Source organism: Streptomyces sp. OZ13 (assembly GCF_052068155.1).
Lineage (GTDB): Bacteria > Actinomycetota > Actinomycetes > Streptomycetales > Streptomycetaceae > Streptomyces.
In genome coordinates, this window is the sequence record NZ_JBQHCZ010000012.1 from 17,829 (window position 1) to 42,363 (window position 24,535).

Sequence of the window (24,535 nt, forward strand, 5' to 3'; positions counted from 1 at the left end):
CGTCCCACAGGCGTAGCGTGGCCGTATGACTGCGTACGGATCCTTCCCCGGTGCCCGCCCCCGGCGGCTCCGGACCACCCCCGCGATGCGGCGCATGGTCGCGGAGACGCGCCTGCACCCGGCCGACCTGATCCTCCCCGCGTTCGTACGGGAGGGCATCGGCGAGCCCGTGCCCATCTCGGCCATGCCCGGAGTCGTCCAGCACACCCGCGACACGCTCCGCAAGGCCGCCGTGGAGGCCCGAGAGGCAGGCGTGGCCGGGATCATGCTCTTCGGCGTGCCCGAGGACGCGAAGAAGGACGCGCTCGGCACCGCCGGCACCGACCCGGACGGCATCCTCCAGGTCGCGATCCGGGACGTGAAGGCCGAGGTCGGCGACGAGCTCGTGATCATGTCCGACCTGTGCCTGGACGAGTACACCGACCACGGCCACTGCGGGGTCCTCGCGGCGGACGGCCGCGTCGACAATGACGCCACCCTCGAGCGCTACGCCGAGATGGCGCAGGTCCAGGCGGACGCCGGCGTCCACGTCGTCGGCCCGAGCGGAATGATGGACGGCCAGATCGGTGTCGTCCGCGACGCGCTCGACACCATCGGCAAGGAGGACGTCTCGATCCTCGCGTACACCGTTAAGTACTCCTCCGCCTTCTACGGCCCCTTCCGTGAGGCCGTCGGCTCGTCGCTCCAGGGCGACCGCAAGACCTACCAGCAGGACCCGGCCAACGTCCGCGAGTCGCTGCGCGAGCTGGCGCTCGACCTCGAGGAGGGCGCCGATATGGTCATGGTCAAGCCCGCGGGCCCCTACCTGGACGTCCTGGCGAAGGTCGCGGAGTCGGTGGACGTGCCGGTCGCGGCCTACCAGATCAGCGGCGAGTACGCGATGGTCGAGGCCGCGGCGGAGAAGGGCTGGATCGACCGGGACAAGGCGATCGCGGAGACCCTGCTCGGCATCAAGCGGGCAGGCGCGAGCATGATCCTGACGTACTGGGCGACCGAGGTCGCCCAGGGGATCAGCGCAGGTCGCTGACGAAGGACGCCCAGGCGGCCGGGGCGAGCGTGAGGCTCGGGCCGCCGGGGTTCTTGGAGTCGCGGACGTGGATCGCGGCGGGGTGGGTGGCGACCTCGACGCACTGCCCACCCTCGCTGCCGCTGTGGCTGGACTTGCGCCAGTGATAGGCCACTTCGAGGCAGTTGCCGCCGTCGCTGCCGCTGTAGCTCGACTTGAACCACTTCAGTGCGGTGCTCATACCTCTCCTAGCAGCCGGTCCAGCAGGCCCTTCGTATCTTCCGGGTTGAGGGCCAGCGTCCGCAGCATCGCATACCTCTGCGTCAGGATGCTGACCTCGTCAGGGTCGGACACCAGTTGGCTGCCGCGTTGCGTCTCCGTGTAGGCGAGGTGCTGGTGCTCAGGCGTCTCGAGCAGTACGAACGGCCCGTCGAGGGCGGGGTGCGTGGTGTGGGCGAACGGCATCACCTGCAAGGTCATGCCGGGCAGTTCCGCCAAACTTCTCAAGTGCCGGAGCTGGTCGCGGTAGACGGAGTCGCCGCCGAGGCGCACTTGGAGCACCGCCTCCCAAATGACGAAGCTCAGGTTCCTCGGCGGGGTGCTGCGCAGTAATTCCTGGCGCTGCAAGCGGATCTCGGTCTGCGCCTCGATTTCCTCCTTGCCGATGATCGGTATACGGCTGCGGAACACCGCTCTCGCGTAGTGAGCGGTCTGCAACTGGCCTGGAATCACCTGGTTTTCGTAGGAGGACAAGGCAAGCGCTTCGCGCTCCTGGTCGACGAACTCCTCCGCCCATGCCGGGATCAGGTCCACCTCCGGCATGTGCTCCACCGCGACCGACAGCGCGCCCTTCGTGTCGAGGCGGTCGTCGAGTCTCTGCGCGAGGTCCGGCTTCAGTGGGCGGCGGCCCTGTTCCATGGAGGCGACGGTCTCCTCGGCGAGGTTGAACTCCGTCGCGAGTTCGCGTTGCGTGAGGCCTGCGGCCTCGCGGAAGCGGGCGAGCTGGCGGCCGACCAGCCGCATCGCCGACGCGTTCTTCCGGTGGCGTCTCCTGGGGTGCATGCCTCACCAACTCCCCGGACCGGCCCGTACGTTACGCCTGAACGACCCGTACAAATCAAACGTACGGGTCGGCGGAGTGCCGCGGTCGCCGCCCGGACCGCGAATCTCGTGCCCGTGGACAGGACGATGCAACACGAGGAACTGCGCGAGGTGTTCTGCCGTCGCGAGCGCCGATCCGTCGGTACGGCGCGGGAGTTCGCCCGCCAGGCGCTGGCCGCGTGGGGATGGGGCGCGCGGGCGGACGACATCACGCTCTGCGTGAGCGAGCTCGCGACGAACGCGCTGGTGCACGGTGTGCCGCCGGGCCGCGGGTATCTGCTGCGGCTCCGGCTGTCGGAGGACGGGACGCTGCGCGTCGAGGTGCACGACAGCGGGGGCGGGAGGCCCGGCGTGCGGACCCCGGACGGTGAGTCGGGGCGCGGCCTGCTGCTGGTGGCCGCGCTGGTCGACAGGTGGGGGATCGGGCCGCGCGAACCCGGCAAGGTGGTGTGGTGCGAGTTCGCGCGGCCGTGAACGGCGTCCTACGGCGTGTCGAGCACCGTGCCGGTGAGGGCGGGGCCCTGCGGCGCGCCCTCGTCGTCGGTGGGCTGGAGGCCCACGTGCTCGGCCGGCTCGGTCACCCCGTCGGCCACCGTGGGCACGGTCACCTCCGCGCCGGTGCTCCCGGGCGGTACCGAGGCCCACACGTACGGCCACTCCAGCTTGGACAGCGGGACCTCACCGTCGGGGACGTCCCCGAACATGTCGAGGAGCCACTGCCGGTCGACGTCCTTGGTGGACAGCTCGGGGCGGCCGCTGACGGGCATGATCCGGAGTGTGCTCGTCAGCTCGACGTCGGCGGGGGCCGAGAGGGACATCCGCCACGTCAGGGGCTTGCCCTCGGTCACCTCGTCGGCGACCGGCTTCCATGAGATCTCCGGCATCGGGTCGTCGTTCTCGGCCGTGACACCTCCGGCGGACGAGCCGACGACGGTCCCGCGGACCGCCTTCACCAGCACGTCGTGGGAGGTGTCCCAGGAGTAGCGCGTGTTGCCCTTCACCTTCACCGGCACGTCGATGCCCCCGGCGCCGGGCCGGACCGTCACCAGCCGGTCCTTCGCCCGGCCCGTGGCCGGGTCGACGACATACACGCGCACCGTACCGCTGCTCTTGCCGGACACCCGGACGGGCACCTGGTATGTGCGGACGCCGGAGTCGCCTTCCTTGACCTTGAGCCGACCGAGGTCGATCCGGGTCAGCGGGGCCTCACGGACTGCGGGTGTGCCGGGGCTCCAGGCCCAGGCGTCCATCAGCCACGCCTTGCCGGAGCGGGTACGCGGGGTCAGCTCCAGGGCGGCGACCCGGCGCAGATCGAGCCCGGCGCGTGCGGCGGCGGTGAGGGGCACGCGCACCTCACGTGCCCAGTAGGAGGCGGTGCGGTCGCTGCCGGGCAGCCCGTCCACCCGGACACCGCCCAGCTTCGCCCGTTTGCCGGAGGCGTCGGTGACGGCCACGTCCAACTGCGTCCCGGTGGTGTTCGGCGGCACGATGACGCGCAGCGCGAGGCTGTCGGCGCCCTTGAGGGAGAGCGGCTTTGCGGGCCGGACGGTCACCGCGGAGCCCGGTGCGGACCAGTTCAGCGCCACCGCGCGGCGGCCGGTCTCGCGCTCGGGCTGCCAGTGCGCGAAGTGTGGCGAGGAGCCCGCTTCGCTGTCCAGGCAGGAGGTCTCCGGGTCGATCGCGTCGCACAGCCGGCCGCCGGTCACGGTCACGGCTCCGTCGGGGAGGAACCCGGCGTCGCGGTTCGCGCCGACGGCGTGGGTCAGTACACGGGCGGGGTCGGCGGAGGGGGCCCGGCGGCCCGTGCCGTCGAGCAGTTCGCGCACCCGGTCGTCCCCGGCGACGAACAGACGTGCGGCGGCGGCGATGTAGGTGGCGCCGGCCCGGTGCTGCTGGTCGGCGGTCAGCCGGGTCGCGGTCCCCGGCGAGCAGACCGGGTCCGGCTGTTCGGGGTCGGGCCAGAAGTCGTCGTCGGCGGGGGCCTGGGCCTGGCCCGGGGTCCACTCGCTGTTGAAGTAGTTGTGGTTCGCGCCGACCATGTACACCGCGCTGTGCAGGGCCTTGCCCCGGCTGACGCCGCGGGTCCCGTCGGCGTACACCTGGCCCTGGAGGTCGGAGACGTCGCCGTCGCAGCCCGGCAGGATCGTCAGCGACGGGACGTCCGGCACCGGGTTGTGGCCGAAGATCGTCGGGCCGATGAGCACGGTCCCGCGGATGTGCCAGCGCACCTTGCCGCGGTAGCCGTCCTGGGCGGGGGCGGGCGGATACAGACTGTCCATGGCCGCGCGGTTGACGCCCTCGCCGCCGCGCGAGTGGCCGACGAGCAGGACACGGGACAGGTCGGCCTTCGGGGCCTGGCGTACCGGGCCGGGGGCGGTGGCGGGCTTCGCGGCCCAGTCCGCCCAGCGGGCCAGATGCGACCGCACCAGGGAGGATCGCGCCTGCGCGCCGCCGTCCTCGACGTCCCCGTCCTGGCCGTTGACGCCGTTCGCGGAGACGGACACGGTCACATAGCCCTGGGAGGCCAGGAGCTGCTGGTCGCGCAGGTAGCCACGGTGGCTGGGGATCGGCTTCGCGCCCTTGGCGCAGGGCCAGTCGATCGTCACCTCGTCGTCCTTGCCCGGGACGTAGCAGGTGGCGTGCCGACCGTGCAGGAACAGCGCGAGGGGGCGCTTGCCGGGGGCGCCCTTCGGGGCGACCACGACGGCGCGCATCTCGACCGGTTTCGCGAAACCGGGCAGGCGGACCGGGTCGAGCGTGTACTCTCCCGTGGTCGTCCGGTAGGTGCCCGGCCGGCCGGGGTCGACGGCTCCCGGCGGGAACTCGGCCGGTGGCTTCGCGGCCGGCACGGTCCCGCGGGCGCCGGAGTCGCCGCCGGGCTCCTGGTCCAGGCGGCGGCCGCCCGCCAGCACGCTCAGGTTCCTCAGGTCCGCCGGGTCGGTCGTCCGCGCGTCGTCGAGGGGCAGGCGGAAGGTCCGTCCGTCCTTGCCGGCCTCGGGCACGCCGACGATCCTGTCGTCCGCGTGGAACTCGACGCGCGCGTCACCCGGGGGGACGGGACGCGGCGAGCGCCACTCCAGTGCGCTCTGTCCGTCGTCATGGGTGATCCGCCAGCCGGGCGGCAGCGCTTCGTTGCCGTTCGCCGCCGTGGCGCGGCGAACTTCGGGCGGCTGGACGGCCTGCGCCGCTGCCGGCGCCGCCCCTACCGCCATGAGCACCGCTGTCGCGGTGGCCCATATCCTCCGGGCACGTATCAACGTTCCCCTCCTCAACCCCGTGGGTAGGGCGCCCGGTTGTCCCGGGTGCCTCTCGACCCCGGAGGACGGGGAGAAGAACGTGAGGGCTGCCTGTGCGGAAGGTTTCGGCCGGATCTGTGCGGTCGGAGGCCCGTGACATGGTGCGGCCGCGGCCGGGGGACGTCGTCTCCCCGGTCCGCGGCCCGTTCATGAGGTCCGGCGGCTCAGCAGTAGAGGTTGGAGCCGGTCGGCACGCCCAGGATCTGCGTGAACTGCTGGTACTTGGTCACCCGGCTCTGAACCTGCGCCGGGTTCTTGCCGTCGCACTCCAGGGAGCCGTTGATCGAGCGGATCGTGTGACCGAAGCCCGCCTGGTTGACCATGGCGTTGTGGCCGGTCATCGTGCCCGGGCCGTTCTGGGTGTTCCAGTACCACAGGCCGGTCTTCCAGGCGACGGCCGCCTCGCGCTCCACCCGCCACGGGTTGTTCAGCAGGTCGATGCCGAGCGCGTCACCCGCGGCCTTGTAGTTGAAGTTCCAGCTGAGCTGGATCGGGCCGCGGCCGTAGTAGGCCGCCTGTCCGGCAGGACAGCCGTAGGGCTGGCTCCAGTCGCAGTAGTGCGGGTAGTTGGCGGTGTTCTGCTCGACGATGTGGACCAGGCCGCCGGTCTCGTGACTGACGTTGGCGAGGAACGCCGCCGCCTCCTGCTTCTTCACCGTGTCGCTGCCGGTGTTGGCGAACGCCGGGTAGGCGCTCAGGGCCGCGGTGAGGCCGCTGTACGTGTAGAAGGGGTTCCGGTTCGGGAACATCTGGTTGAACTGCGACTCGCTGACCACGAAGCCGGACGGGGACGGGGTGCCGCCGCCGCTGCAGGTGTACGGGTCCCAGTACCAGGTGCTGATCGTCGGGCTGTAGCCCGGGTTGTCATGCTCCGCTATGTAGTAGGAGCCGTTGTACCTGACAACGTTGCCAGCCGTGTACCAGGCGCCCTGTCGCCAGTCCGTGGCGGTGTCGCACGGGCCGGCGGCGGACGCGGAGGGTGTCAGGGCGACGGCCAGACCGGTGGCCATGAGGACGGCGGTCAGCAGTGCCATGAGGCGGGTTCTCAGCACTCGATCACTCCTTTGAGCGCAACGGCCGTACCCGGAGCGGTAGTTGCTCTCCGGGCGCGGCCGCGGTGGGGGGCTGTGCGCACACTCAAGCGCGATTGACGTGATCGAGTCAAGGTATAGACCAATGTGACTTCCGGGTAAGTCCCGGCCGTTCAGCGGTCTCAGAGGTCCTTCCAGAAGGAGTAGTTGTGCTCCTTCGCGAGATCCGTGGGGCGGACGCCTTCGGACGAGACGGCCGCGGTGTGCGGCGCGTCCGGCGTGTACGGCTTCCACGGGGCGCGGCCGGTGCGCGCGAAGTCCGACCAGATTCCGGTCAGCGCGGCGGCCAGGCGCCGCTGCTCCGCCGTCAGCGGTTCGGACCAGTCGAGGTCGAACAGATATGGGAGCTCGGCGAGGTGCGGTGCGCCGACCGGGAAGCTCGCCCGCGGGAAGTCCTTGAACCACGGGTTGTCCTGCTCGGAGAACGCGTAGGCGTACGTCGGCGTTCGCGCGCCCAGGGCGTCATTGGTGACGATCGCCGGACGTCCCCAGACGGCGTCCGTCATGGCCGCCGCGAGCGCCCGCCCGTACGAGCCGCCGTACGCACTCGCCGGATACCGCGTGAGAGCCCTCTCCGCGACCTCCGCGCCGTAAACGCCCGTCACGTACGCACGGAAGTCCCGCTCGTCGAGCAGCCGCTGCCGGACCAGCTCCAGGCCGTACACGCGGAACGTCTCCTCGTCGCGGTTGATGCCGTGCAGTACGGGCACGCGGTTGAAACGTCCGGACGCGAACGCCTCGCGGGGGGTGCGGGGCAGCAGCCGGGTGCCGTAGGCAGGGCCGTAGCGGGTCTCCTCGTCGTCCGCCGCCACCAGCTCCGCCGCGGACACCGTGCGCAGGGGCTGCTCGAACTTGTCTTCCAGGTGCCGCGCGTGACGCAGGGCCTCGGCGCGGGTCAGGGTCCCGTCGTCGTCCAGGCACGGGCCGCTCTGCAGGACCGCCCGGTGGAACAGGCCCGCCGACGCGGGCGAGACCAGGTTCGCGCAGACACTGCGGGCGCCGCCCGACTCGCCGAACAGCGTCACGTTGCCCGGGTCGCCGCCGAAGGCCGCCACGTTCGCCCGGACCCAGCGCAGGGCCGCTTGCTGGTCCTGGAGACCGAAGTTGCCGTCGCCCAGGTAGCCGAGGGCCCCGAGCCGGTAGTTGACCGTCACGACCACGACATCGCCGCCCGCCGCGAGACGCTGCGCCCCGTACATCGCCCCCTCGCCGTCCTCGTGGTCCCCGCCGTGCAGCCAGACCATGACCGGACGGGGCGACGGCGCGGTGGCGCGCGGAGTCGTGACGTTGACGAAGAGGCAGTCCTCGGCGTCGCTCCGCGGGCCCTTGACCGGGACGGAGCCGGACTGCGCGCACGCCGCTCCCGGCTCGGTCGCGTCCCGTACGCCCCGCCAGGCGCGCACGGGCCGGGGCGGCTCCCAGCGCGCGGGTGGGGCGGCGTACGGGATGCCCTGGAAGACGCGGGCGGTCCCGGTGAGGGTGCCGCGTACCGCGCCGTCCGCCGTGCGCACGACGGGGGAGGTACCGGCGGCGGCCCCGCCGGGGGCGTCTGCGCCGGTCAGGGCGCCGGCCGTGAGGGCGGCGACGGCGGCGATCACTACGGTTGCTTTCGACATGCGCATGACGCTACGGAGGCGGCGTGGCCGCGGGCAGCCGACGCACCCCCGTACCGCGGGTGTCGTCAGGTGCACCCCGGGTGGGGGGCCTGGTCCCACCGGCAGGACCGCGGGCCGTGCGCCCGCCGGTGTTTCCGGGGCGCGCACTCGCGTTCAGGGGCCGTGCGGCGCACCCTTGAAGGGGTACCGCTGGAGGTGAACCGTCATGCAGACACTCGTCGGATGGCACATCGAGATGGAGTTCAAGGAGGAGGGCGACCGGACCAGGGCGGCCGCCATGGTGAGGCTCGGTGACGGGACGGAGTACCGCGGGCACGGAAACGCCAATCGGCACCACTCCGACCAGCCACAACTGCTCGTCGGTGAGGAGATCGCCGGCGCCCGTGCGCTGATGGACCTCGCTTCCCAGCTCCTCCAGAAGGCGCACACGGAGATCGACCAGGCATCAGGAAGGCAGTCCCACCAGCTCCTGCGGTGAGCGGGAGCCGCTGATCGGGGGCCCCGGCCGTCCCGGGACCCCCGATCGCCCGCACAGGAATCAGTACATGAGGGCGTCGTCCATCGAGCCCTGCCAGTAGCTGACCGTCGTGGTGGTGTCGGTGTACGTGTCGGCCGGCAGGCTGATCACGGCCGGGGCGGCGTCGGTCGAGCCGGAGCCGCTGCGCGGGGCGAAGTGCACGGCGAGCCGGGCGGCCGTACGGCCGTCGCTCCCGCTGCCGTCCGCCGCCGCGAGCATGATCGAGGCGTAGGCGGACTCGCCCGGGGCGATGGTGACGACGGCCTGCGGCCTGCTGTCCTGGTTGACGGCCGTGGCGGCCTGCGCGTCGTCGAAGCGGAGCAGCGGCGCGTGGTACGCGTTGCACGGCTTCGAGCCCGTGTTGGTCATGGTGAGCAGCGCGTGGTTGATGGGTCGGCGCACCGTGCTGTAGGTGACCTTCACGTCCGCGCCGCATGCGGTCGTGACCGGGCCCGCATCCTCGGTACCGCCACCGGAGCCGGCGGCGGAACCGCCGGAGCCACCCGTGCCGCCGGTGTTGCCTCCGCTGTTCCCCTTGCCGTTGCCTGCCGGCTTGCCGGCCGACGGGCTCGCGGACCCGGCCGGGTCCGAGGTCGGGGACGCCTTCGGGTCCGCGGTCGGGTCCTGGGTCGGCTTCTGCGGGGCGGGAGCACTCGCGGAGGGGGCCGCGCCCTCGTCCCGGGCGTCGTCGTCGCTCTGGCAGGCGGTGAGCGAGAGGGCCGCGATCAGGGCGGTGGCGGCGACGGCCGTCGTGCGGATCAGGTTGGTGCGCATGGTGGTTGTTCTCCCCGTTGGAAGGTCGTTCTCTGTCTGTGCCTTGCGGCGTGGTCACAGGTTGGCGAGGGGCGGATTCCGGCCGCAACGCCGACCGGACCATTGGGGATGCCGGAATGCCTGCGAGTACTCTGACCTGGGTGAAAAGCCCTTCCCTGGAACGCCGTTCCGGGACGTGGCACCGGCGACACGGGGGAGAACAGCAGTGGCGACGACGCCGGAGGCCGACCAGCTCGCGGCCGTGCTGCGGCAGTTGAAGGACCGCTCCGGACTCAGCTACGGAGTGCTGGCCGCCAAGCTGCACGTCAGCACGTCGACGCTGCACCGCTACTGCAACGGCGACGCAGTTCCGGCCGAGTTCGCGTCCGTCGACCGGCTCGCCCGGCTGTGCGGTGCGCAGCGCGAGGAGTTGGTCGATCTGCACCGGCGGTGGATCCTCGCGGACGAGGCCCGCCGACGCGGACGCGCCGGAGCGGAGACGGCGACCCCGGCCGCCGCGCCGGCCGTGGAGGCCGCGGCCGACGAGGAAGCGGGACGCGGGACCGGCGTCACGGACGGCGGCGCGAACACCGGCGGCACGGCCGAGGCGGCCTCCGCCCCCGCCGCGGACGAGCCCGCTCCGCCGCCCGCCACCGGCGCCACCGTCGAGGGCGGACCGCGGCCAGGCACCGTCCACCGCTCCCGGCGCAAGGCCCTCCTCGTGGCCCTTGCCGCAGCCGCCGTCGTCGCGCTGGCCGTCCCCGTGGCAGTCGTCGCGAGCGACTCCGGCGACTCCAGGGACACGGCTGCCACGGGCGCCTCGGCCGACGGGCCCGCCGCCGCAGCCGCCGCGCCGACCGGGGCCGTGTCCCGTTCCGCCTCCGTCACCGGCGCCTCCTCACCCTCGACGAGCGCCTCACCGAGCGGCAGCGCGGACCCGAGTGCCTCCCCTCGCAGCGCGACCCCGTCCACGGAGGCCTCCGGGGACGGCAAGGCCCCGGCCGGGACCGGCGGCGTGCCGCTGCGCGTGGGGGTCAGTTCGTACAACTGGGCGTCGCCGTGCGGGCAGTACTACCTGTTCGAGGGGAAGCCGGACGGTGTCCCCCCGCCGCCCGCCCCGCAGGACCGCCGGCGCTGGGCCAGCGTGCTCGGCGGCGTCGACGCCGGCCACATGCAGCTCCAGCTGACCGCCACCGGCAGGACCGAGGATTCGGTCGTCATCAACGCCGTGTACGTACGGACCGTTGCCCGGGGCGCGGCGCTCGCCTGGAACGCGTACTCGATGGGCGAGGGGTGCGGCAGCGGCGTCACCCCGCAGACCTTCGACATCGACCTCGACGCGGGCCGCCCCGTCGTGAAGCCCGTCGCGGGAACGGACGGCGATCTGACCGTGCCCGCCAAGGACTTCCCGTACAAGGTGGCGTCGAACGATCCGCAGGTTCTCAACTTCGACGTGCACACCGAGGGGCACGACGTCAGCTGGTATCTGGAGGTCGCCTGGAGCAGCGGTGACCGGAGCGGGACCGTCCGCGTGGACGACGGCGGCAGGCCGTTCCGTACCAGTGCCGCGGCAGGCCGTCCCATGTACGACTACTGGCCGGACAAGGGCGAGTGGGTGGCTCGCTGACTCGTCCGGCCAGTGGGTGGAACGGTGTGATCAGAGACGCTCGGGCGTCCGGATGCCCAGCAGCGCCATGCCCTGGTGCAGCGTCCGCCCGGTGAGGTCGACGAGGAAGAGGCGGTTCTCCACGACCTCCGCCGGGTTGTCCGCGCTCAGCACGTGGCACTGGTCGTAGAACGTCGTCAGGTGCGAGGCCAGCTGGTACAGGTACGCGGCCAGCTTGTGCGGCTCGTACGAGGACGCCACCTCGGACAGCACCTCACCGAACTGGTCCAGGTGCAGACCGAGCGCACGCTCCGCCGGGGCGAGCGCGAGCTCCGGGTGCGCGACCGGGCTGCGGTCGCCCGCCTTGCGCTTGATCGACTGGATACGGGCGTACGCGTACTGCAGGTACACGGACGTGTCGCCGTTCAGCGACACCATCTGGTCCAGGTCGAACTTGTAGTCGCGCACCGCGGACGTCGACAGGTCGGCGTACTTCACCGCACCCACGCCCACGTACCGGCCGTTCTCGACGATCTCCTGCTCGCTCAGGCCCACCTTCTCGGCCTTCTCGCGCACCACCGCCGTCGCGCGGTCGATCGCCTCGTCCAGCAGGTCCACCAGCCGCACCGTCTCGCCCTCACGGGTCTTGAACGGCTTGCCGTCCTTGCCCAGCACGGTGCCGAAGGCCAGCTGGACCGCCTTGACCTTGTCGTTCAGCCAGCCGGCCCGGCGGGCGGTCTCGAAGACCATCTTGAAGTGCAGGGACTGACGGGCGTCGACGACGTACACGAGGGTGTCCGCGCCGAGGTTCTGCACACGGTCGCGGATCGCGGAGAGGTCCGTCGCGGCGTAGCCGTAGCCGCCGTTGGACTTCTTCACGATCAGCGGGACCGGATTGCCGTCGGGGCCCTTCACGTCGTCGAAGAACACGCACAGCGCGCCCTCGGAGCGCACGGCGACGCCGGACTCCTCGAGGATGCGGCAGGTCTCGTCGAGCATGTCGTTGTACCCGGACTCACCGACGATGTCGGGGTCACGGATCTCCATGTCGAGCTTCTCGAAGACCGAGTAGAAGTAGATCTTCGACTCGTCGACGAACTTCTGCCACAGCGCGAGGGTCTCCTCGTCGCCGGCCTGGAGGTCCACCACCCGGCGCCGGGCCCGGTCCTTGAACTCCTCGTCGGAGTCGAAAAGGGTGCGCGAGGCCTTGTAGAGGCGGTTCAGGTTGGACATCGCCTCCTCGCCGGAGACGCCGTCCCTGTGGTCCAGCTCGTGCGGGTGCTCGATCAGGTACTGGATGAGCATGCCGAACTGGGTGCCCCAGTCGCCGATGTGGTGGCGACGGACCACCTTCTCGCCGGTGAACTCCAGGATCTGCACCATCGCGTCACCGATGACGGCGGACCGCAGATGACCGACGTGCATCTCCTTGGCCACGTTCGGCTGCGCGTAGTCGATCACCGTGGTGCCGGACTCCGCGGCGAAGGGCACGCCGAGACGGTCGTCGGCCGCACGCGCGGCCAGCGTGCGCGTGATCGCCTTGTCGGTGATCGTGATGTTAAGGAAGCCGGGGCCGGAGACCTCGATGTCCCCCAGGACGTCGTTCGGGCCGATGGCGTCCACGACCTTGGCCGCCAGCTCGCGGGGATTGCCCTTGAGCTTCTTGGCCAGCGCCAGGATGCCGTTGGCCTGGAAGTCGGCCCGGTCGCTTCGTCGCAGCAGGGGGTCGGCGGCACCGGCCTCCGGCAGGGCTGCCGTGAGGGCGTCCGCGAGGCGCTGCTGCACATTCGAAGCGAGGGAAGGGACCGAGGCCATGAGCTTCCGTTCCGATAGGAGAAGGTCTGTTGCGGTTGTCAAGTATCCCATGGAGACACAAGCGGTTTCCCGGAACAATGAGCCGCGCCCCGCAGAGCCCGGAGCGAGCTGCTCCGTCTGGGAGAATGACTGAGAGCTCCGGCTCCGCCCAGCTCCGCCCCAGCTTCAGCCAGCTTCGAGAAGCTTCGAGAAAGAAGGACGTGCCGACCGTGGCTCAGAGCAGCACCGAGACCGACTGGGTCTCCCGTTTCGCGGACGAGGTCATCGCCGAGTCGGAGCGACGTGCGCCTGGCAAACCGGTCGTCGTCGCCTCCGGACTGTCCCCCTCCGGCCCCATCCACCTGGGCAACCTCCGCGAGGTCATGACCCCGCACCTGGTCGCCGACGAGATCCGGCGGCGCGGCCACGAGGTCCGCCATCTGATCTCCTGGGACGACTACGACCGCTACCGCAAGGTGCCGGCCGGTGTCGAGGGCATCGACGAGTCCTGGGCGGAGCACATCGGCAAGCCGCTGACCTCCGTCCCCGCGCCCGCCGGCTCCGCCCACCCGAACTGGGCCGAGCACTTCAAGGCTGCGATGACCGCCGCCCTGGACGAGCTGGGCGTCGAGTACGACGGGATCAGCCAGACCGAGCAGTACACGTCGGGCGCCTACCGCGAGCAGATCCTGCACGCGATGAAGCACCGCGGCGACATCGACGCGATCCTCGACCAGTACCGCACCAAGAAGGCCCCCGCGAAGAAGTCGCAGAAGCCGGTCGACGAGGCCGAGCTCGAGGCGGCGGAGGGTTCCGGCGCGGCCGCGGAGGACGACGGCAGCGGCGGCGCCGGCGGGTACTACCCGTACAAGCCCTACTGCGGGCAGTGCGGCAAGGACCTGACCACGGTCACCTCGTACGACGACACGACCACCGAGCTGGCCTACACCTGCACCGCCTGCACCTTCAGCGAAACCGTCCGGCTGAGCGAGTTCAACCGCGGCAAGCTCGTCTGGAAGGTCGACTGGCCGATGCGCTGGGCCTACGAAGGAGTGATCTTCGAGCCGAGCGGCGTCGACCACTCCTCCCCGGGCTCGTCCTTCGTCGTCGGCGGGCAGATCGTCCGCGAGATCTTCGACGGCGTCCAGCCGATCGGCCCTATGTACGCCTTCGTCGGCATCAGCGGCATGGCCAAGATGTCGTCGTCGCGCGGCGGTGTGCCGACCCCGGCCGACGCACTGAAGATCATGGAGGCGCCGCTGCTGCGCTGGCTGTACGCCCGCCGCAGGCCCAACCAGTCCTTCAAGATCGCCTTCGACCAGGAGATCCAGCGGCTCTACGACGAGTGGGACAAGCTCGCCGCGAAGGTCGAGGACGGCAGCGCGCTGCCGGCCGACGCCGCCGCGTACTCGCGGGCCGTCCGCACCGCCGCCGGTGAGCTGCCGCGCACCCCGCGCCCGCTGCCCTACCGCACGCTCGCCTCCGTCGTCGACATCACCGGCGGCCACGACGAGCAGACCCTGCGCATCCTCAGCGACCTCGACCCGGCGAACCCGCTCTCCTCGCTCGACGAGGCACGGCCGCGGCTGGACCGCGCCGAGAACTGGATCACCACCCAGGTCCCGGCCGACCAGCGCACCGTCGTCCGCGCCGAGCCCGACACGGAGCTGCTCGCCACCCTGGACGACGAGGGCCGCGAGTCGCTGCGGCTGCTGCTCGAGGGCCTGGACACGCACTGGTCCCTGGACGGCCTGACCACGCTCGTCTACGGCGTGCCGAAGGTGATGGCCGGTCTGGAGCCGGACGCCAAGCCCACGCCGGAACTGAAGATCGCCCAGCGCTCGTTCTTCGCGCTGCTGTACCGCCTGCTCGTCAGCCGTGAGACCGGACCGCGTCTGCCCACACTGCTGCTGGCAGTGGGCGCGGACCGGGTCCGCAAACTGCTGGCCGCCTGACGACCGTGCCCGGCAGGGCCCTCGCCCCGTGAGGGGTGAGGGCCCTGCGGCGTTTCTGCATCCTTCGGCCTACCCCGGGATCCGCCGTGCGCACGACGAAACGGCCACGGCACCGGGAGACGGTGGAGGCATGAAGGAAATCGCGGCGATCATCGGCTGGGTGACCGGCGTCCAGGGCGTACTGGGCTGGGCCGGCCTGACCTTCGGCGACAAGCCCTGGGGCCTGCTCCACAAATGGTGGGAGATCCCGGCGGCCGGCTACATCGCCGTGGCCGTGGCGGGCCTGACGCTCGCACTCGCGGCGGAGGCAGCAAAGAAGCGGGCGTGACCTGGGCCGCCAAGAAGCGGGCGTGACGTGGGGGCTGCCTCGAAGCGGCTTCGACGTGAGGGCCCGCCCCGTCACGCGATGTGCTCGGCCTCCAGGTCGGCCTGGTGGCGGTTCTTGAACTCGGGCATCAGGCGACGCAGCAGCGCCCCGCTGCGCGGGTGGTTCACCCCGTGGCGGTCGGCGAGCAGTATGTCGAGGTGGTCGGCCTTCGGCCAGTCGTTGTTCTCCTTGACGTACGTCCTGAACACCGGGTACGCGAGCTCCGCGAACTCCTTGTCCTCGGCCGTGTAGTCGGGGGCGGGCTCGGACGCGGGCTCCTCGTAGGACACGGGACCCTCTACGCCGCTGTCCGCGTAGGTCTCGGACGGCTCCTGCCGGGCGTACGGCTGCTGATACGGCACCGCCTGCTGCGGGGCGTAGGGAACCTGCTGCTCGTACGGCCCGTCCTGCGCCTGCGACTCGGGCGACGGCCCGGAGCCCAGCGGACGCGTGCGGCCGGGACCCGCCGGGACCGGCACCGGGTGCGGCTCCAGGCCCTCCACGTACGTCGGGTTGTACGCGCGCTCGTACGCGTCCTGCGGAACCTGCGGAGCCGCGAACCACGGGCTCTCGTGGGAGCCCGGACCCTCGTACGGCTCCTCGCCGGGAACCTCGGAAGCCGGCTCGTCACGCCGGGCCGCGACCGCACGCTCCGGCTGGCGCCGGGACGGCTGCTCCGCCTCGCCGCCCACCGGCAGCTCCGGCTGCGCCGCGGCCTGCGCCACCGGCGCCGGGGGCAGCAGGACCGGCTCGATGCCGGCGGCCGCCAGGCCGGCCGGGGCCGTCTGCGCCAGCGGCACGCCGAACTTCGCCAGCCGCAGCGGCATCAGCGCCTCGATCGGGGCCTTGCGCCGCCATGCCCGGCCGAAACGTGCCTGAAGACGGGCCTGGTAGATCAGCCGGTCCTGCTCGAGCTTGATCACCTGCTCGTAGCTGCGCAGCTCCCACAGCTTCATCCGCCGCCACAGCTTGAACGTCGGGACGGGGGAGAGCAGCCAGCGGGTGAGCCGCACACCCTCCATGTGCTTGTCGGCCGTGATGTCCGCGATCCGGCCCACCGCGTGCCTGGCCGCCTCGACGGCCACGACGAACAGGATCGGGATGACGGCGTGCATGCCGACACCGAGCGGATCCGGCCACGCCGCCGCGCCGTTGAACGCGATCGTCGCGAAGGTCAGCAGCCAGGCCGTCTGGCGCAGCAGCGGGAAAGGTATCCGCATCCACGTCAGCAGCAGGTCGAGCGCCAGCAGCACACAGATGCCGGCGTCGATGCCGATGGGGAAGACCAGGGAGAAGTCGCCGAAGCCCTTCTGCTCCGCGAGCTCGCGCACGGCGGCGTACGACCCGGCGAAGCCGATCGCGGCGATGATCAACGCGCCCGCGACGACGACCCCGATGAGTATTCGGTGCGTGCGTGTCAGCTGCATCGCGGCCACCCGCGACCCCTCCCCAATTCCTGGACCGGATTTCCGCACAGGCCCCTGCGCGGATCCTGAACCGGCGGGCACAGCCTGGCACATGCCACCGGAGTCCGGTCCTCCGGGCTCCCGGCGTTACGTACTTGTGTACTACTTGTTGGCCGTGGCGACCGACGCCACTGCCTCCTTGGCGGCCTTGAGGGCGTCCTTCGTCAGATCGGCGGCGGACGGATTCTTCGCGCCCGCGTAACCCGTGCCGTTGTACGTGAGCGTCACCACACCGTTCTCGGTGCGGGCCACGATCGTGGCGTAGGTGAAGTCCTCGTCGGTCTTGCGCAGCGTGTAGTTGACCGTCGTCGCCTCGTCGCCCACACCCGGTGCCGGTGACGTCTTGACGTCCTTGGCACCCTCGGTGCCCTTGGCCTTCGCGATCTCCTTGGCGTACGACTCCACGGCGCGCTGCTCGCCGCTCACGGCGAGCGAGGCGTCGGAGTCGTAACGCAGGAACGAGACATCGAGCCAGCGGTACTGGGAGCCCTTCACGCCGTTGTCGTCCAGGCCGTTCCAGGAACAGCTGCCGCGCCGCGCGATGTCCGACGACTTGCCGGCCGTGCCGCCCTTGGACTTGGTGCCCGGCACCAGGTCCTCGATCGTCTTCTCCGCGATCGAGTCGCACGGACTCGGCAGCTTGCTGAACTTGGCGGGAGCGACCGTCGGGGACTTCTTGGCCTCAGGAGTGGCGGAGGCGGAGGAGGCGGAGCCCTTGGAAGCGCTGTCGGAGTCCGAGGAGCAGCCTGCGACGACGAGCATCACCGGGACGGCGGCGCAGGCGAATATGCGGGTGAGTCGCGGGGCTGAACGGTGCATGGTTCCTTCAGTCGGTCAGGTACTCGGTCGGTCAGGTACTCGGTCGGTCGGGCACGTGGTCGATCAGGTACTCGGTCGATCGGTCAGGCAGTCGGTGGGCCGGGCAGCCGGTCCGTCGGGGCGGCCACCGGACGCACCGGCGAGGCCACCGTACGCGGACCCGCCACAACTGTGTGCCGGACCGCTGAACGCGAAAACGGCGCAACCCGGGCCGCGAGGCCGCTCACTCGTCGAACTGCTCCGCCAGGTTCCGGGCCAGACTCCGCGCCTTTTCCTGCAGTTCCTTGCTGTCGGGCACTCCTCCCGTCACGGCCGGCTGCTCGCCGTAGACGACGGTGACGATCACATTGGATGTGCGGAACACCACGCTCACGGTGCGGCGCTGAACCGTGGAACCGGCGCGGCCGAGCACGTCGTCCAGGAACGCCGCGTCACCGAGCCCGTCCAGCGCCCGGGGCTCGAGGCCCTCGAGAGCGGGAGCGGAGGAGGACGTACCGGCGGACGCGGAAGCCCCGGCCGCCGTGTCCGTGGACGCTCCGGCGGCCGGGCCGGCGCCGCTCGAACTCCCTGCCGACGGGCTCTGGGTGGCCGACGGCGAGGCGCCGTCCGTCTCCGGCTCGTCCTTCAGGGGCGCGATCGGAACGGAAGCGGAATTCTGCTTCTTCTCGAAGACTTCTTGCGCACGGTCGTCGTCGCTGACGGCCGGGTCGTAGGAGACGACGCGTTCGAAGTCGACCCGCAGCTGGTGGGAGGCGTCCGGGGCGTCGCCCTTCCAGCTGCACGCGACGCGGCGGTCCGTGTCGTAGGTGACGGCGGCGGTGCCGCGCAGGACCTTCTGCTGCTGCTCCTCGGGGAGCGTCACGGTGCCCGGCAGCAGGTCCTTCAGCGTGGAACGCTCGACGGACCCGCACGGCTCGAGAAGCGTGCGGTACTTGCCGGGGGGTGCCGCGGAGGCCTTGGCACCGTTGACCTTGGCGTCGATGTCGGAGCCTTCGGTGCCGTCGCCGGCGGTGCAGCCGGTCACGAGCGCCGCGAGAAGCGCCGCCACGCCGGGCACGTACGCCTTTCGTTGCACGCCCGGGCTCCCTTCTGTCTGTGCTCCGCGCCGCTGTCACGGCGAAAACTGGTTGCCGCCGTTCGGAGGCCGATGGACACAATGTCTATCGCACACGCCGCCGTGGCCGCCGGTCTGTCGAGTCTTTCGCCGTCATTGGTCACGTCATTTGCGTTTCACGCTGTTCCGGGGGAATCGAGTAAATATGTCGTACGTGGAGATGCCGGGCGCCAAGGTCCCGATCCGTATGTGGACCGACCCTTCGACGGTCGAGGACGTCGCGCTGCAGCAGCTGCGGAACGTGGCCACGCTGCCGTGGATCAAGGGCCTGGCCGTGATGCCGGACGTGCACTACGGCAAGGGCGCCACCGTGGGGTCCGTGATCGCGATGCACGGTGCGGTCTGTCCGGCCGCCGTCGGTGTGGACATCGGCTGCGGCATGTCGGCGGTGCGGACGTCGCTGACGGCCAACGACCTGCCGGGCGACCTCTCGCGGCTCCGTACCCGGATCGAGCAGGCCATCCCGGTCGGGCGCGGCATGCACGACGAGATGGTCGACCCCGGGAAGGTGTACGGCCTCCAGACCGGCGGCTGGGACGGACTCTGGGAGCGGTTCGACTCCGTGGCCGACGCGGTGAAGTTCCGCCGGGAGCGGGCCACCAAGCAGATGGGGACGTTGGGCGGCGGAAACCATTACATCGAACTGTTGCTCGATGAGCGTGGGTCGGTGTGGCTCACGCTCCACTCGGGGTCGAGGAATATCGGTAAGGAGCTCGCCGAGTACCACATCGGTGAGGCCCAGAAGTTGCCGCACAATCAGGGACTGGTCGACCGTGATCTCGCCGTCTTCATCTCGGACACCCCGCAGATGGCGGCCTATCGCAATGATCTCTACTGGGCCCAGGAGTACGCCAAGTACAACCGTGCCGTCATGATGGGGCTCTTCAAGGAAGTAATCCGCAGGGAGTTCAGGAAGGCGAAGGTCGGCTTCGAGTCGGAGATCAGCTGTCACCACAACTACGTGGCGGAGGAGCGGTACGAGGGACTGGAGCTCCTGGTTACCCGAAAGGGAGCGATCCGTGCCGGTTCGGGCGAGTACGGGATCATCCCTGGATCGATGGGTACCTCCTCGTACATCGTGAAGGGCCTGGGGAACGAAGCATCCTTCAACTCGGCGTCACACGGCGCGGGCCGGAGGATGAGCCGCAACGCGGCGAAGCGCCGCTTCTCGACGCGGGACCTGGAGGAGCAGACACGAGGCGTGGAGTGCCGTAAGGACTCGGGCGTCGTGGACGAGATCCCGGGCGCGTACAAGCCGATCGAGCAAGTGATGGACCAGCAGCGGGACCTCGTGGCGGTCGTCGCGAAGCTGAAGCAGGTCATTTGCGTCAAGGGTTAGCCGGCGCGCGGCACCCCTCGACATGGAGAGTCCCGGACTGTTCGCCAGTCCGGGACTCTGCCCTCATTTCGTTGGAGTTCAGCGCCGAGTCACTCTGTTCATTCAGAACCCTTCGGGTTCGACCGACGGTGTCGGTGCTCTTCCGGTACGCAGGCGCCACAGCCGTACCTCGCAACTCCGCTCTGTACGACCGACGGCTTCGGCTCCGCTCGCTCCGTCGCCGTGGTCCAGCAGAATGCGGTCCTCCCACTCTTTCCAACGGCGGCGGTCGGGAGCGGTTCTCATACCAGCCGGTCGCTCCCATTCGGCGAGTGACGCGCATGCGTCGCGCTTGCGCTCCAGAGCCAGGCAGCCCGGGTAGTACAGGTCTGCGCCGAGACGCTGGGCTGCTTCCTTGGTGTAGAGGATGTTGTAGATCCCGTCGCGCTGGTTGCGCTTGATGACGCGCTGGGCACCGGTGACCTGCACTGCATAGCGGCAGAGATAGGCCCCCACTGCGGTGCTTGCCGTGGTCAGCGAGAGAAATGGGAAACCCTGTGCGGTGTAACCGACGGATCCGTCTGCGTCGATGATGCCTCGCAGGTAGTCCCGCCGGGAGAAAGGAACTCGGGGAGGCGTGATCTTTGTTGACTTCCTGCCGTACGGCAGGCCGAGTCGATTGATCTGTGTTCTGGCGCTCAGTGAACAGAGAGTCCAGATTGCCGAGTGGTGGGCCTCGGCGAAGTTGGTACGGCGTGTGCGTTCTCGAATGGAGCTGTTGTACGGGGTCAGTCGCTGGAACTGTCGGAGGACTCCGATGTCCCGAATGCTGATCTCTACCGTCAATCGCCCTTTCTGGCCGACCCCTTGTGTGAGGCATCCGTCGGCTTGGAGGAAGCCGAACATGTAGGCGTAGCGGGGATCTTGGAGGTCCATGAAAGGTGATGCGCCGACGCTGGAGATGTCGGTTGGCGTGAACAGGGCAGCGCCAGGCTCATCCTCAGCCACGGGAAGTTCCGTTCTTCCTGGTGGTGAGGCTGGTGGCCAGGATGGCCGTCCGGGCCACCAGCTGTACTGTCGAAGATGAGCGTATTTCGCATGTCCGTTCAGCGGACAACTGTTGCCGTAAGTTGGTTCTTTCGAGTGAGCCTTGATCCCGGGCCCGTTACCTCTCGCTCAGGGACTTGTGGAAGAACGTCGTCGGGCGCAGCGTGCCGGACGGGTCGGCGGCGTAGTCGGGAAGCGTGCCGAGGGCCGACCAGCCCGAGGTGCGGTAGAGGCGCTCCGCCGCGCTGCCGGTCTGGGTGTCCAGCATCAGCAGGGTGCGGCCGGACGCGGCGGCGAAGGCCTCGGCCGTGGCGAGGAGACGGCGGGCGCTGCCGCGCCCGCGGGCCGCTCGGTGGACCAGGAGCTTGGCTATCTCCGCGCGGTGCCGGCCGTTGGCGGACGTCTCGAGTCTGAGCTGGACGGTGCCTATGAGCCGGCCGCCGTCGCGAGCGGCCCAGAGGACCACGCGTTCGTCGGCGAGGTCGGGGGCGAGGGAGCGCCACCAGGCCTCGGCCTGTGCGGAGGTGAGGGACGAGGTGAAGCCCACGGAGGCGCCGTCGTCCACCGCGTCGAGGAGCAGCGCGGCGAGATCGGGGGCGGCGGCGGGCAGCGCGTCCGGGGTCAGCCGGGTGAAGGTCGGGCCGTCGGTCATCACAGCTCCCTGTGCACCTTCGAGTTGGACGCCTGGGCGCGGGGCCTGACGACCAGGAGATCGATGTTGACGTGCGGCGGGCGGGTGACGGCCCAGGTGATGGTGTCCGCCACGTCGTCGGCGGTGAGCGGCTGAGCCACACCCGCGTAGACCTTGGCGGCCTTGTCGGTGTCGCCGCGGAAGCGGGTGGTCGCGAACTCCTCCGTCCTGACCATGCCCGGGGCGACCTCGATCACCCGGACCGGCGTGCCGACGATCTCCAGCCGGAGGGTCTCGGCGAGGACGTGCTCGCCGTGCTTGGCCGCGACATAACCGCCGCCGCCCTCGTACGTGCTGAGGCCCGCGGTGGACGAGAGGATCACGACCGTGCCGTCACCGCTCGCGGTGAGCGCCGGGAGCAGCGCCTGGGTGAGGTTGAGCGTGCCGATGACGTTGACCTCGAACATACGGCGCCAGTCGGCCGGATCGCCGGTGGCGACCGGGTCGGCGCCCAGGGCGCCGCCCGCGTTGTTCACCAGGACGTCGCAACGCTCGAGGCCGGCGGCGAAGGAGTCGACGGCGGGGCGGTCCGTGACGTCGAGGGGGTGGGCGGTGGCCCGGTGGCCGGCGGCGGTGAGCTCGGCGGCCAGCGCCTCGATGCGGTCCTTGCGGCGGGCGGTGAGGACCACGTGATAGCCGGCGGCGGCCAGTTGGCGCCCGGTGGCCGCACCGATGCCGCTACTGGCTCCGGTGACGACGGCGACGGGTGTCCCAGCGGTGCTCATGTCGTAGCTCCTCGCGCGTGTGATCGATGGTGATCGCGACGCCGCCAGAATAAATCGGCAGGACGCGCCGGAGTTCCCTGGCAATCAGCCGTATTTTCGGGCAATAGGTATCTTCTGGCTCATGTATGCGATGCGAAGGGCCCTGTCGGCGGGGGCCGCAGCCGTACTGCTGCTGATCGGCGCGGGGGCGGCGAGTGCGGGCGTGGGCGGCGGGGGCGCGGATGGCGGCGGTGTGGACGGCGGGAACGTCGCGGGCGTCGGCGGCGGGGGTCCGGACGGCGGTGTGGGCGGCCGGAGTGCCGCGGGCATCGCGCCGGAGGCCGACGTGGCGCACCACGGCCGCGTGTCGCTGACCGACGGGCGGATCGCGATCTCTGTGACGACGCTGAACCACGGGCCCTCCGGCCTCGCCGGGGTGACCGTGCGGCTCACCCTGTCCGTGCCGCCGGCCGGTACGCCGAAGCTGCCGCGCGGGTGCCTGCGGGCCGCCGAGCGGGAGTTGCTGTGCGCGACGGGTGCATTGCCCGCGGACGGGCCGGGCCGGACGCTCGGACTGGAACTGGGCACGGCCGGGAGTCCGCACGAGGTCGTGCTGCACGTCGCCACCGCGTGGAACGGCGGGGCGAGCGACCGGAACCCGGTGAACGACGAGCACCGGGTCCTGGTCCCGGCCACCGGGGACCCGTACGTCTTCTGACGGCCGGGCCCCCGGCCTGCCGGGTCACCGCGGTGTGCCGGCTCCCGACGCCCAGGCGATGTAGCCGTCGGGGCGGACGAGGAGCGCGGTGCGCCGGTCCGTCGCCCAGTGCGCCCGTATGACGCGGCCGGGGACGGGCGGGACGTCGGGCTCGCTGCCGGGAGGGCCCACCAGGACGAAGTCGCCCTCGCGGAGCAGTTCGTAGAGCCGGCCCTCCGCGAGCCGCAGGTCGGGTGCGCGCCGTCCGGTCAGGCGGTGGGAGCCGCGAGGTGCGCCGTAGGAGATGCCGATGCCCGAGACCATGCCCATGGCCTTTGCGGAGGCGGGGCGGACGGCGCTCAGGAAGGCGGCGGCCAGTGAGCGTGCCGCGCGGTGGAGCGGGGTGCGGGCCATGGCGAGGCGCACGATGGCACCGCTGCTGCGCAGCACCGCCGCGCCGACCGGATGGCGCTCCGACTCGTAGCTGTCGAGCAGGACTTCGGGGTCGGGGGCGCGGCCCAGGACGACGGAGGCGAGCTTCCAGGAGAGGTTCGCCGCGTCCTGGAGGCCGGTGTTCATGCCCTGACCGCCGGCGGGGGAGTGGACGTGCGCGGCGTCGCCGGCGAGGAAGACGCGGCCCTTGCGATAGGACGGCGCCTGGCGTTCGTCGCTGTGGAAGCGGGAGATCCAGCGGGCGTCGTGCATCCCGAAGTCGGTCCCGAGGGCGCGGCGGGCGATGTCGCGGACCTCGTCGAGGTCGACGGGTTCGTCGTCGGCCACCTGACGGTCGCGGTTCCAGCCCATGACGCGGTACCAGCCGTCGCCGAAGGGGGCGATGAAGGCGAAGGCGTCCCCCACGCCGTTGACCGTGAGGAGACCGGCGGGCTCTTCCGCGAGCTTGACGTCGGCGAGCACGATGGACCTGATCACCGAAACGCCGGGGAAGGGCAGGCCGATGGCTTCGCGCACGGCGCTGCGCACGCCGTCGGCGCCGACCACATAACGCGCGCGAAGGGTCCGCGTGCCGGTCGCGTCCGTCGCCAGTGCGGTGACGGAGGAGCCGGAAAGCTCCAGGCCCGTGAGTTCCGTCCCGTACCGGAAGTCGACGCCGGCGGCCAGGGCGCGGCGCTCCAGCAGCTTCTCCACCTCGTACTGCGGGGTGATGAGGAGGAACGGGAAGCGGGAGGGCAGCCGGGACAGGTCGAGGGAGAGGCGCCGGAACAGCCTGAGGCCGGTGATGGGGGTGCCGTGGCGCACCAGTTCGTCGGCGAGGCCGCGGGCGTCGAGCAGCTCCAGGGTGCGTGCATGCACGCCGAAGGCGCGGGTGATGTTGCTTCGCTCGTGGGGGCGGCGTTCGAGGAGGGTGACGCTGACGCCCGCGGCGGCCAGGTCGCCGGCGAGCAGCATCCCGGTGGGGCCTGCCCCTACGACCAGCACATCGGTGTCGAACCCGGAGCCCGGGCCGACATGAGCGGGGTCGGTGGCCGGAGTGGTCTTTGGCGAGGTGCGGTGAACGTTCGTGCTTCCGGTGCTGGGCCTGCCGGTCATGGCCGCCTCCTGATCCGGGCGCCGAAGGG

The 24,535-nt window shown here is 70.9% G+C and carries 22 protein-coding genes; 8 read left to right on the plus strand and 14 right to left on the minus strand.

The features are described 5' to 3' along the window. The first annotated feature begins 25 nt into the window (after positions 1 to 25). Positions 26 to 1,027: a porphobilinogen synthase gene (gene hemB / locus ACTMTU_RS24420; RefSeq protein WP_441265626.1), complete on the plus strand. Its 1,002-nt coding sequence runs from the start codon at positions 26 to 28 to the stop codon at positions 1,025 to 1,027. Here hemB and ACTMTU_RS24425 read toward each other — a convergent pair. Both ACTMTU_RS24425 and ACTMTU_RS24430 read right to left on the minus strand, forming a co-directional pair. Then, a complete protein-coding gene (locus tag ACTMTU_RS24425) occupies positions 1,011 to 1,247 on the minus strand; it encodes a DUF397 domain-containing protein (RefSeq protein WP_441265627.1) in 237 nt (78 codons plus the stop codon). The genes hemB and ACTMTU_RS24425 overlap by 17 nt on opposite strands. Further along, a complete protein-coding gene (locus ACTMTU_RS24430) occupies positions 1,244 to 2,029 on the minus strand; it encodes a helix-turn-helix domain-containing protein (RefSeq protein WP_441265628.1) in 786 nt (261 codons plus the stop codon). The genes ACTMTU_RS24425 and ACTMTU_RS24430 overlap by 4 nt, the downstream gene beginning before the upstream one ends. Before the next feature lie 153 nt (positions 2,030 to 2,182). Here ACTMTU_RS24430 and ACTMTU_RS24435 point away from each other — a divergent pair, with 153 nt between their 5' ends. After that, on the plus strand, positions 2,183 to 2,581 hold the full coding sequence (locus ACTMTU_RS24435; protein ID WP_441265629.1) for an ATP-binding protein: 399 nt from the start codon (positions 2,183 to 2,185) through the stop codon (positions 2,579 to 2,581). Positions 2,582 to 2,589: 8 nt separating this feature from the next. Here the strand turns inward: ACTMTU_RS24435 and ACTMTU_RS24440 are convergent, their stop codons facing one another. From ACTMTU_RS24440 to ACTMTU_RS24450, 3 genes are all read right to left on the minus strand, one after another. Next, positions 2,590 to 5,319, minus strand: a complete 2,730-nt coding sequence (locus ACTMTU_RS24440) for an alpha/beta hydrolase family protein (RefSeq protein ID WP_441265630.1) — start codon at positions 5,317 to 5,319, stop codon at positions 2,590 to 2,592. Between the two features lie 248 nt (positions 5,320 to 5,567). After that, positions 5,568 to 6,437 (minus strand): glycoside hydrolase family 19 protein, encoded by an 870-nt coding sequence (locus tag ACTMTU_RS24445; protein ID WP_441265782.1) that lies wholly within the window; start codon positions 6,435 to 6,437, stop codon positions 5,568 to 5,570. A gap of 179 nt (positions 6,438 to 6,616) precedes the next feature. Then, positions 6,617 to 8,110, minus strand: a complete 1,494-nt coding sequence (locus ACTMTU_RS24450) for a carboxylesterase/lipase family protein (RefSeq protein WP_441265631.1) — start codon at positions 8,108 to 8,110, stop codon at positions 6,617 to 6,619. Positions 8,111 to 8,315: 205 nt separating this feature from the next. On the opposite strand from ACTMTU_RS24450, the gene ACTMTU_RS24455 reads away from it, so the two are divergent. Next, positions 8,316 to 8,588, plus strand: coding sequence for a DUF1876 domain-containing protein (locus ACTMTU_RS24455; protein WP_441265632.1), 273 nt, complete (start codon positions 8,316 to 8,318; stop codon positions 8,586 to 8,588). A gap of 60 nt (positions 8,589 to 8,648) precedes the next feature. Here ACTMTU_RS24455 and ACTMTU_RS24460 read toward each other — a convergent pair whose 3' ends face one another. After that, entirely contained in the window at positions 8,649 to 9,401 is a 753-nt protein-coding gene (locus tag ACTMTU_RS24460; RefSeq protein ID WP_441265633.1) for a DUF4232 domain-containing protein, read from the minus strand. Positions 9,402 to 9,606: 205 nt separating this feature from the next. Here ACTMTU_RS24460 and ACTMTU_RS24465 point away from each other — a divergent pair, with 205 nt between their 5' ends. Further along, on the plus strand, positions 9,607 to 11,007 hold the full coding sequence (locus ACTMTU_RS24465) for a helix-turn-helix domain-containing protein (RefSeq protein ID WP_441265634.1): 1,401 nt from the start codon (positions 9,607 to 9,609) through the stop codon (positions 11,005 to 11,007). A 30-nt stretch (positions 11,008 to 11,037) separates the two neighbouring features. On the opposite strand, the gene argS is transcribed toward ACTMTU_RS24465, so the two are convergent. Further along, complete coding sequence (gene argS / locus ACTMTU_RS24470) at positions 11,038 to 12,801, minus strand: arginine--tRNA ligase (RefSeq protein WP_441265635.1); 1,764 nt, start codon at positions 12,799 to 12,801, stop codon at positions 11,038 to 11,040. Between the two features lie 200 nt (positions 12,802 to 13,001). Between argS and lysS the strand changes: the two genes are divergently transcribed. Beyond that, entirely contained in the window at positions 13,002 to 14,735 is a 1,734-nt protein-coding gene (gene lysS, locus ACTMTU_RS24475) for a lysine--tRNA ligase (RefSeq protein ID WP_441265636.1), read from the plus strand. Between the two features lie 130 nt (positions 14,736 to 14,865). Then, positions 14,866 to 15,063: a hypothetical protein gene (locus ACTMTU_RS24480; RefSeq protein WP_441265637.1), complete on the plus strand. Its 198-nt coding sequence runs from the start codon at positions 14,866 to 14,868 to the stop codon at positions 15,061 to 15,063. A gap of 71 nt (positions 15,064 to 15,134) precedes the next feature. On the opposite strand, the gene ACTMTU_RS24485 is transcribed toward ACTMTU_RS24480, so the two are convergent. The 3 genes from ACTMTU_RS24485 to ACTMTU_RS24495 form a co-directional block, all read right to left on the minus strand. Further along, positions 15,135 to 16,538, minus strand: coding sequence for a DUF2637 domain-containing protein (locus ACTMTU_RS24485; protein ID WP_441265638.1), 1,404 nt, complete (start codon positions 16,536 to 16,538; stop codon positions 15,135 to 15,137). A 132-nt stretch (positions 16,539 to 16,670) separates the two neighbouring features. Continuing rightward, entirely contained in the window at positions 16,671 to 17,387 is a 717-nt protein-coding gene (locus tag ACTMTU_RS24490; RefSeq protein ID WP_441265639.1) for a DUF3558 domain-containing protein, read from the minus strand. A 223-nt stretch (positions 17,388 to 17,610) separates the two neighbouring features. After that, the gene (locus ACTMTU_RS24495; RefSeq protein WP_441265640.1) at positions 17,611 to 18,462 is read right to left on the minus strand and encodes a DUF3558 domain-containing protein; all 852 of its coding nucleotides are present in this window, start codon (positions 18,460 to 18,462) and stop codon (positions 17,611 to 17,613) included. Between the two features lie 184 nt (positions 18,463 to 18,646). On the opposite strand from ACTMTU_RS24495, the gene ACTMTU_RS24500 reads away from it, so the two are divergent. Beyond that, positions 18,647 to 19,840, plus strand: coding sequence for an RtcB family protein (locus ACTMTU_RS24500; protein ID WP_441265641.1), 1,194 nt, complete (start codon positions 18,647 to 18,649; stop codon positions 19,838 to 19,840). A 102-nt stretch (positions 19,841 to 19,942) separates the two neighbouring features. Here the strand turns inward: ACTMTU_RS24500 and ACTMTU_RS24505 are convergent, their stop codons facing one another. The 3 genes from ACTMTU_RS24505 to ACTMTU_RS24515 all read right to left on the minus strand — a co-directional run bounded on the left by ACTMTU_RS24505 (position 19,943) and on the right by ACTMTU_RS24515 (position 22,282). Next, positions 19,943 to 20,827 (minus strand): hypothetical protein, encoded by an 885-nt coding sequence (locus ACTMTU_RS24505; protein WP_441265642.1) that lies wholly within the window; start codon positions 20,825 to 20,827, stop codon positions 19,943 to 19,945. 157 nt (positions 20,828 to 20,984) lie between these two features. Next, a complete protein-coding gene (locus ACTMTU_RS24510; protein WP_441265643.1) occupies positions 20,985 to 21,518 on the minus strand; it encodes a GNAT family N-acetyltransferase in 534 nt (177 codons plus the stop codon). Then, positions 21,518 to 22,282, minus strand: a complete 765-nt coding sequence (locus ACTMTU_RS24515; RefSeq protein WP_441265644.1) for an SDR family NAD(P)-dependent oxidoreductase — start codon at positions 22,280 to 22,282, stop codon at positions 21,518 to 21,520. Before ACTMTU_RS24515 ends, ACTMTU_RS24510 begins: the two co-directional genes overlap by 1 nt. Positions 22,283 to 22,403: 121 nt before the next feature. On the opposite strand from ACTMTU_RS24515, the gene ACTMTU_RS24520 reads away from it, so the two are divergent. Beyond that, positions 22,404 to 22,979, plus strand: a complete 576-nt coding sequence (locus tag ACTMTU_RS24520) for a hypothetical protein (protein ID WP_441265645.1) — start codon at positions 22,404 to 22,406, stop codon at positions 22,977 to 22,979. Between the two features lie 24 nt (positions 22,980 to 23,003). Here the strand turns inward: ACTMTU_RS24520 and ACTMTU_RS24525 are convergent, their stop codons facing one another. Then, positions 23,004 to 24,506, minus strand: a complete 1,503-nt coding sequence (locus ACTMTU_RS24525) for an FAD-dependent monooxygenase (protein WP_441265646.1) — start codon at positions 24,504 to 24,506, stop codon at positions 23,004 to 23,006. Positions 24,507 to 24,535: the final 29 nt, after the last annotated feature.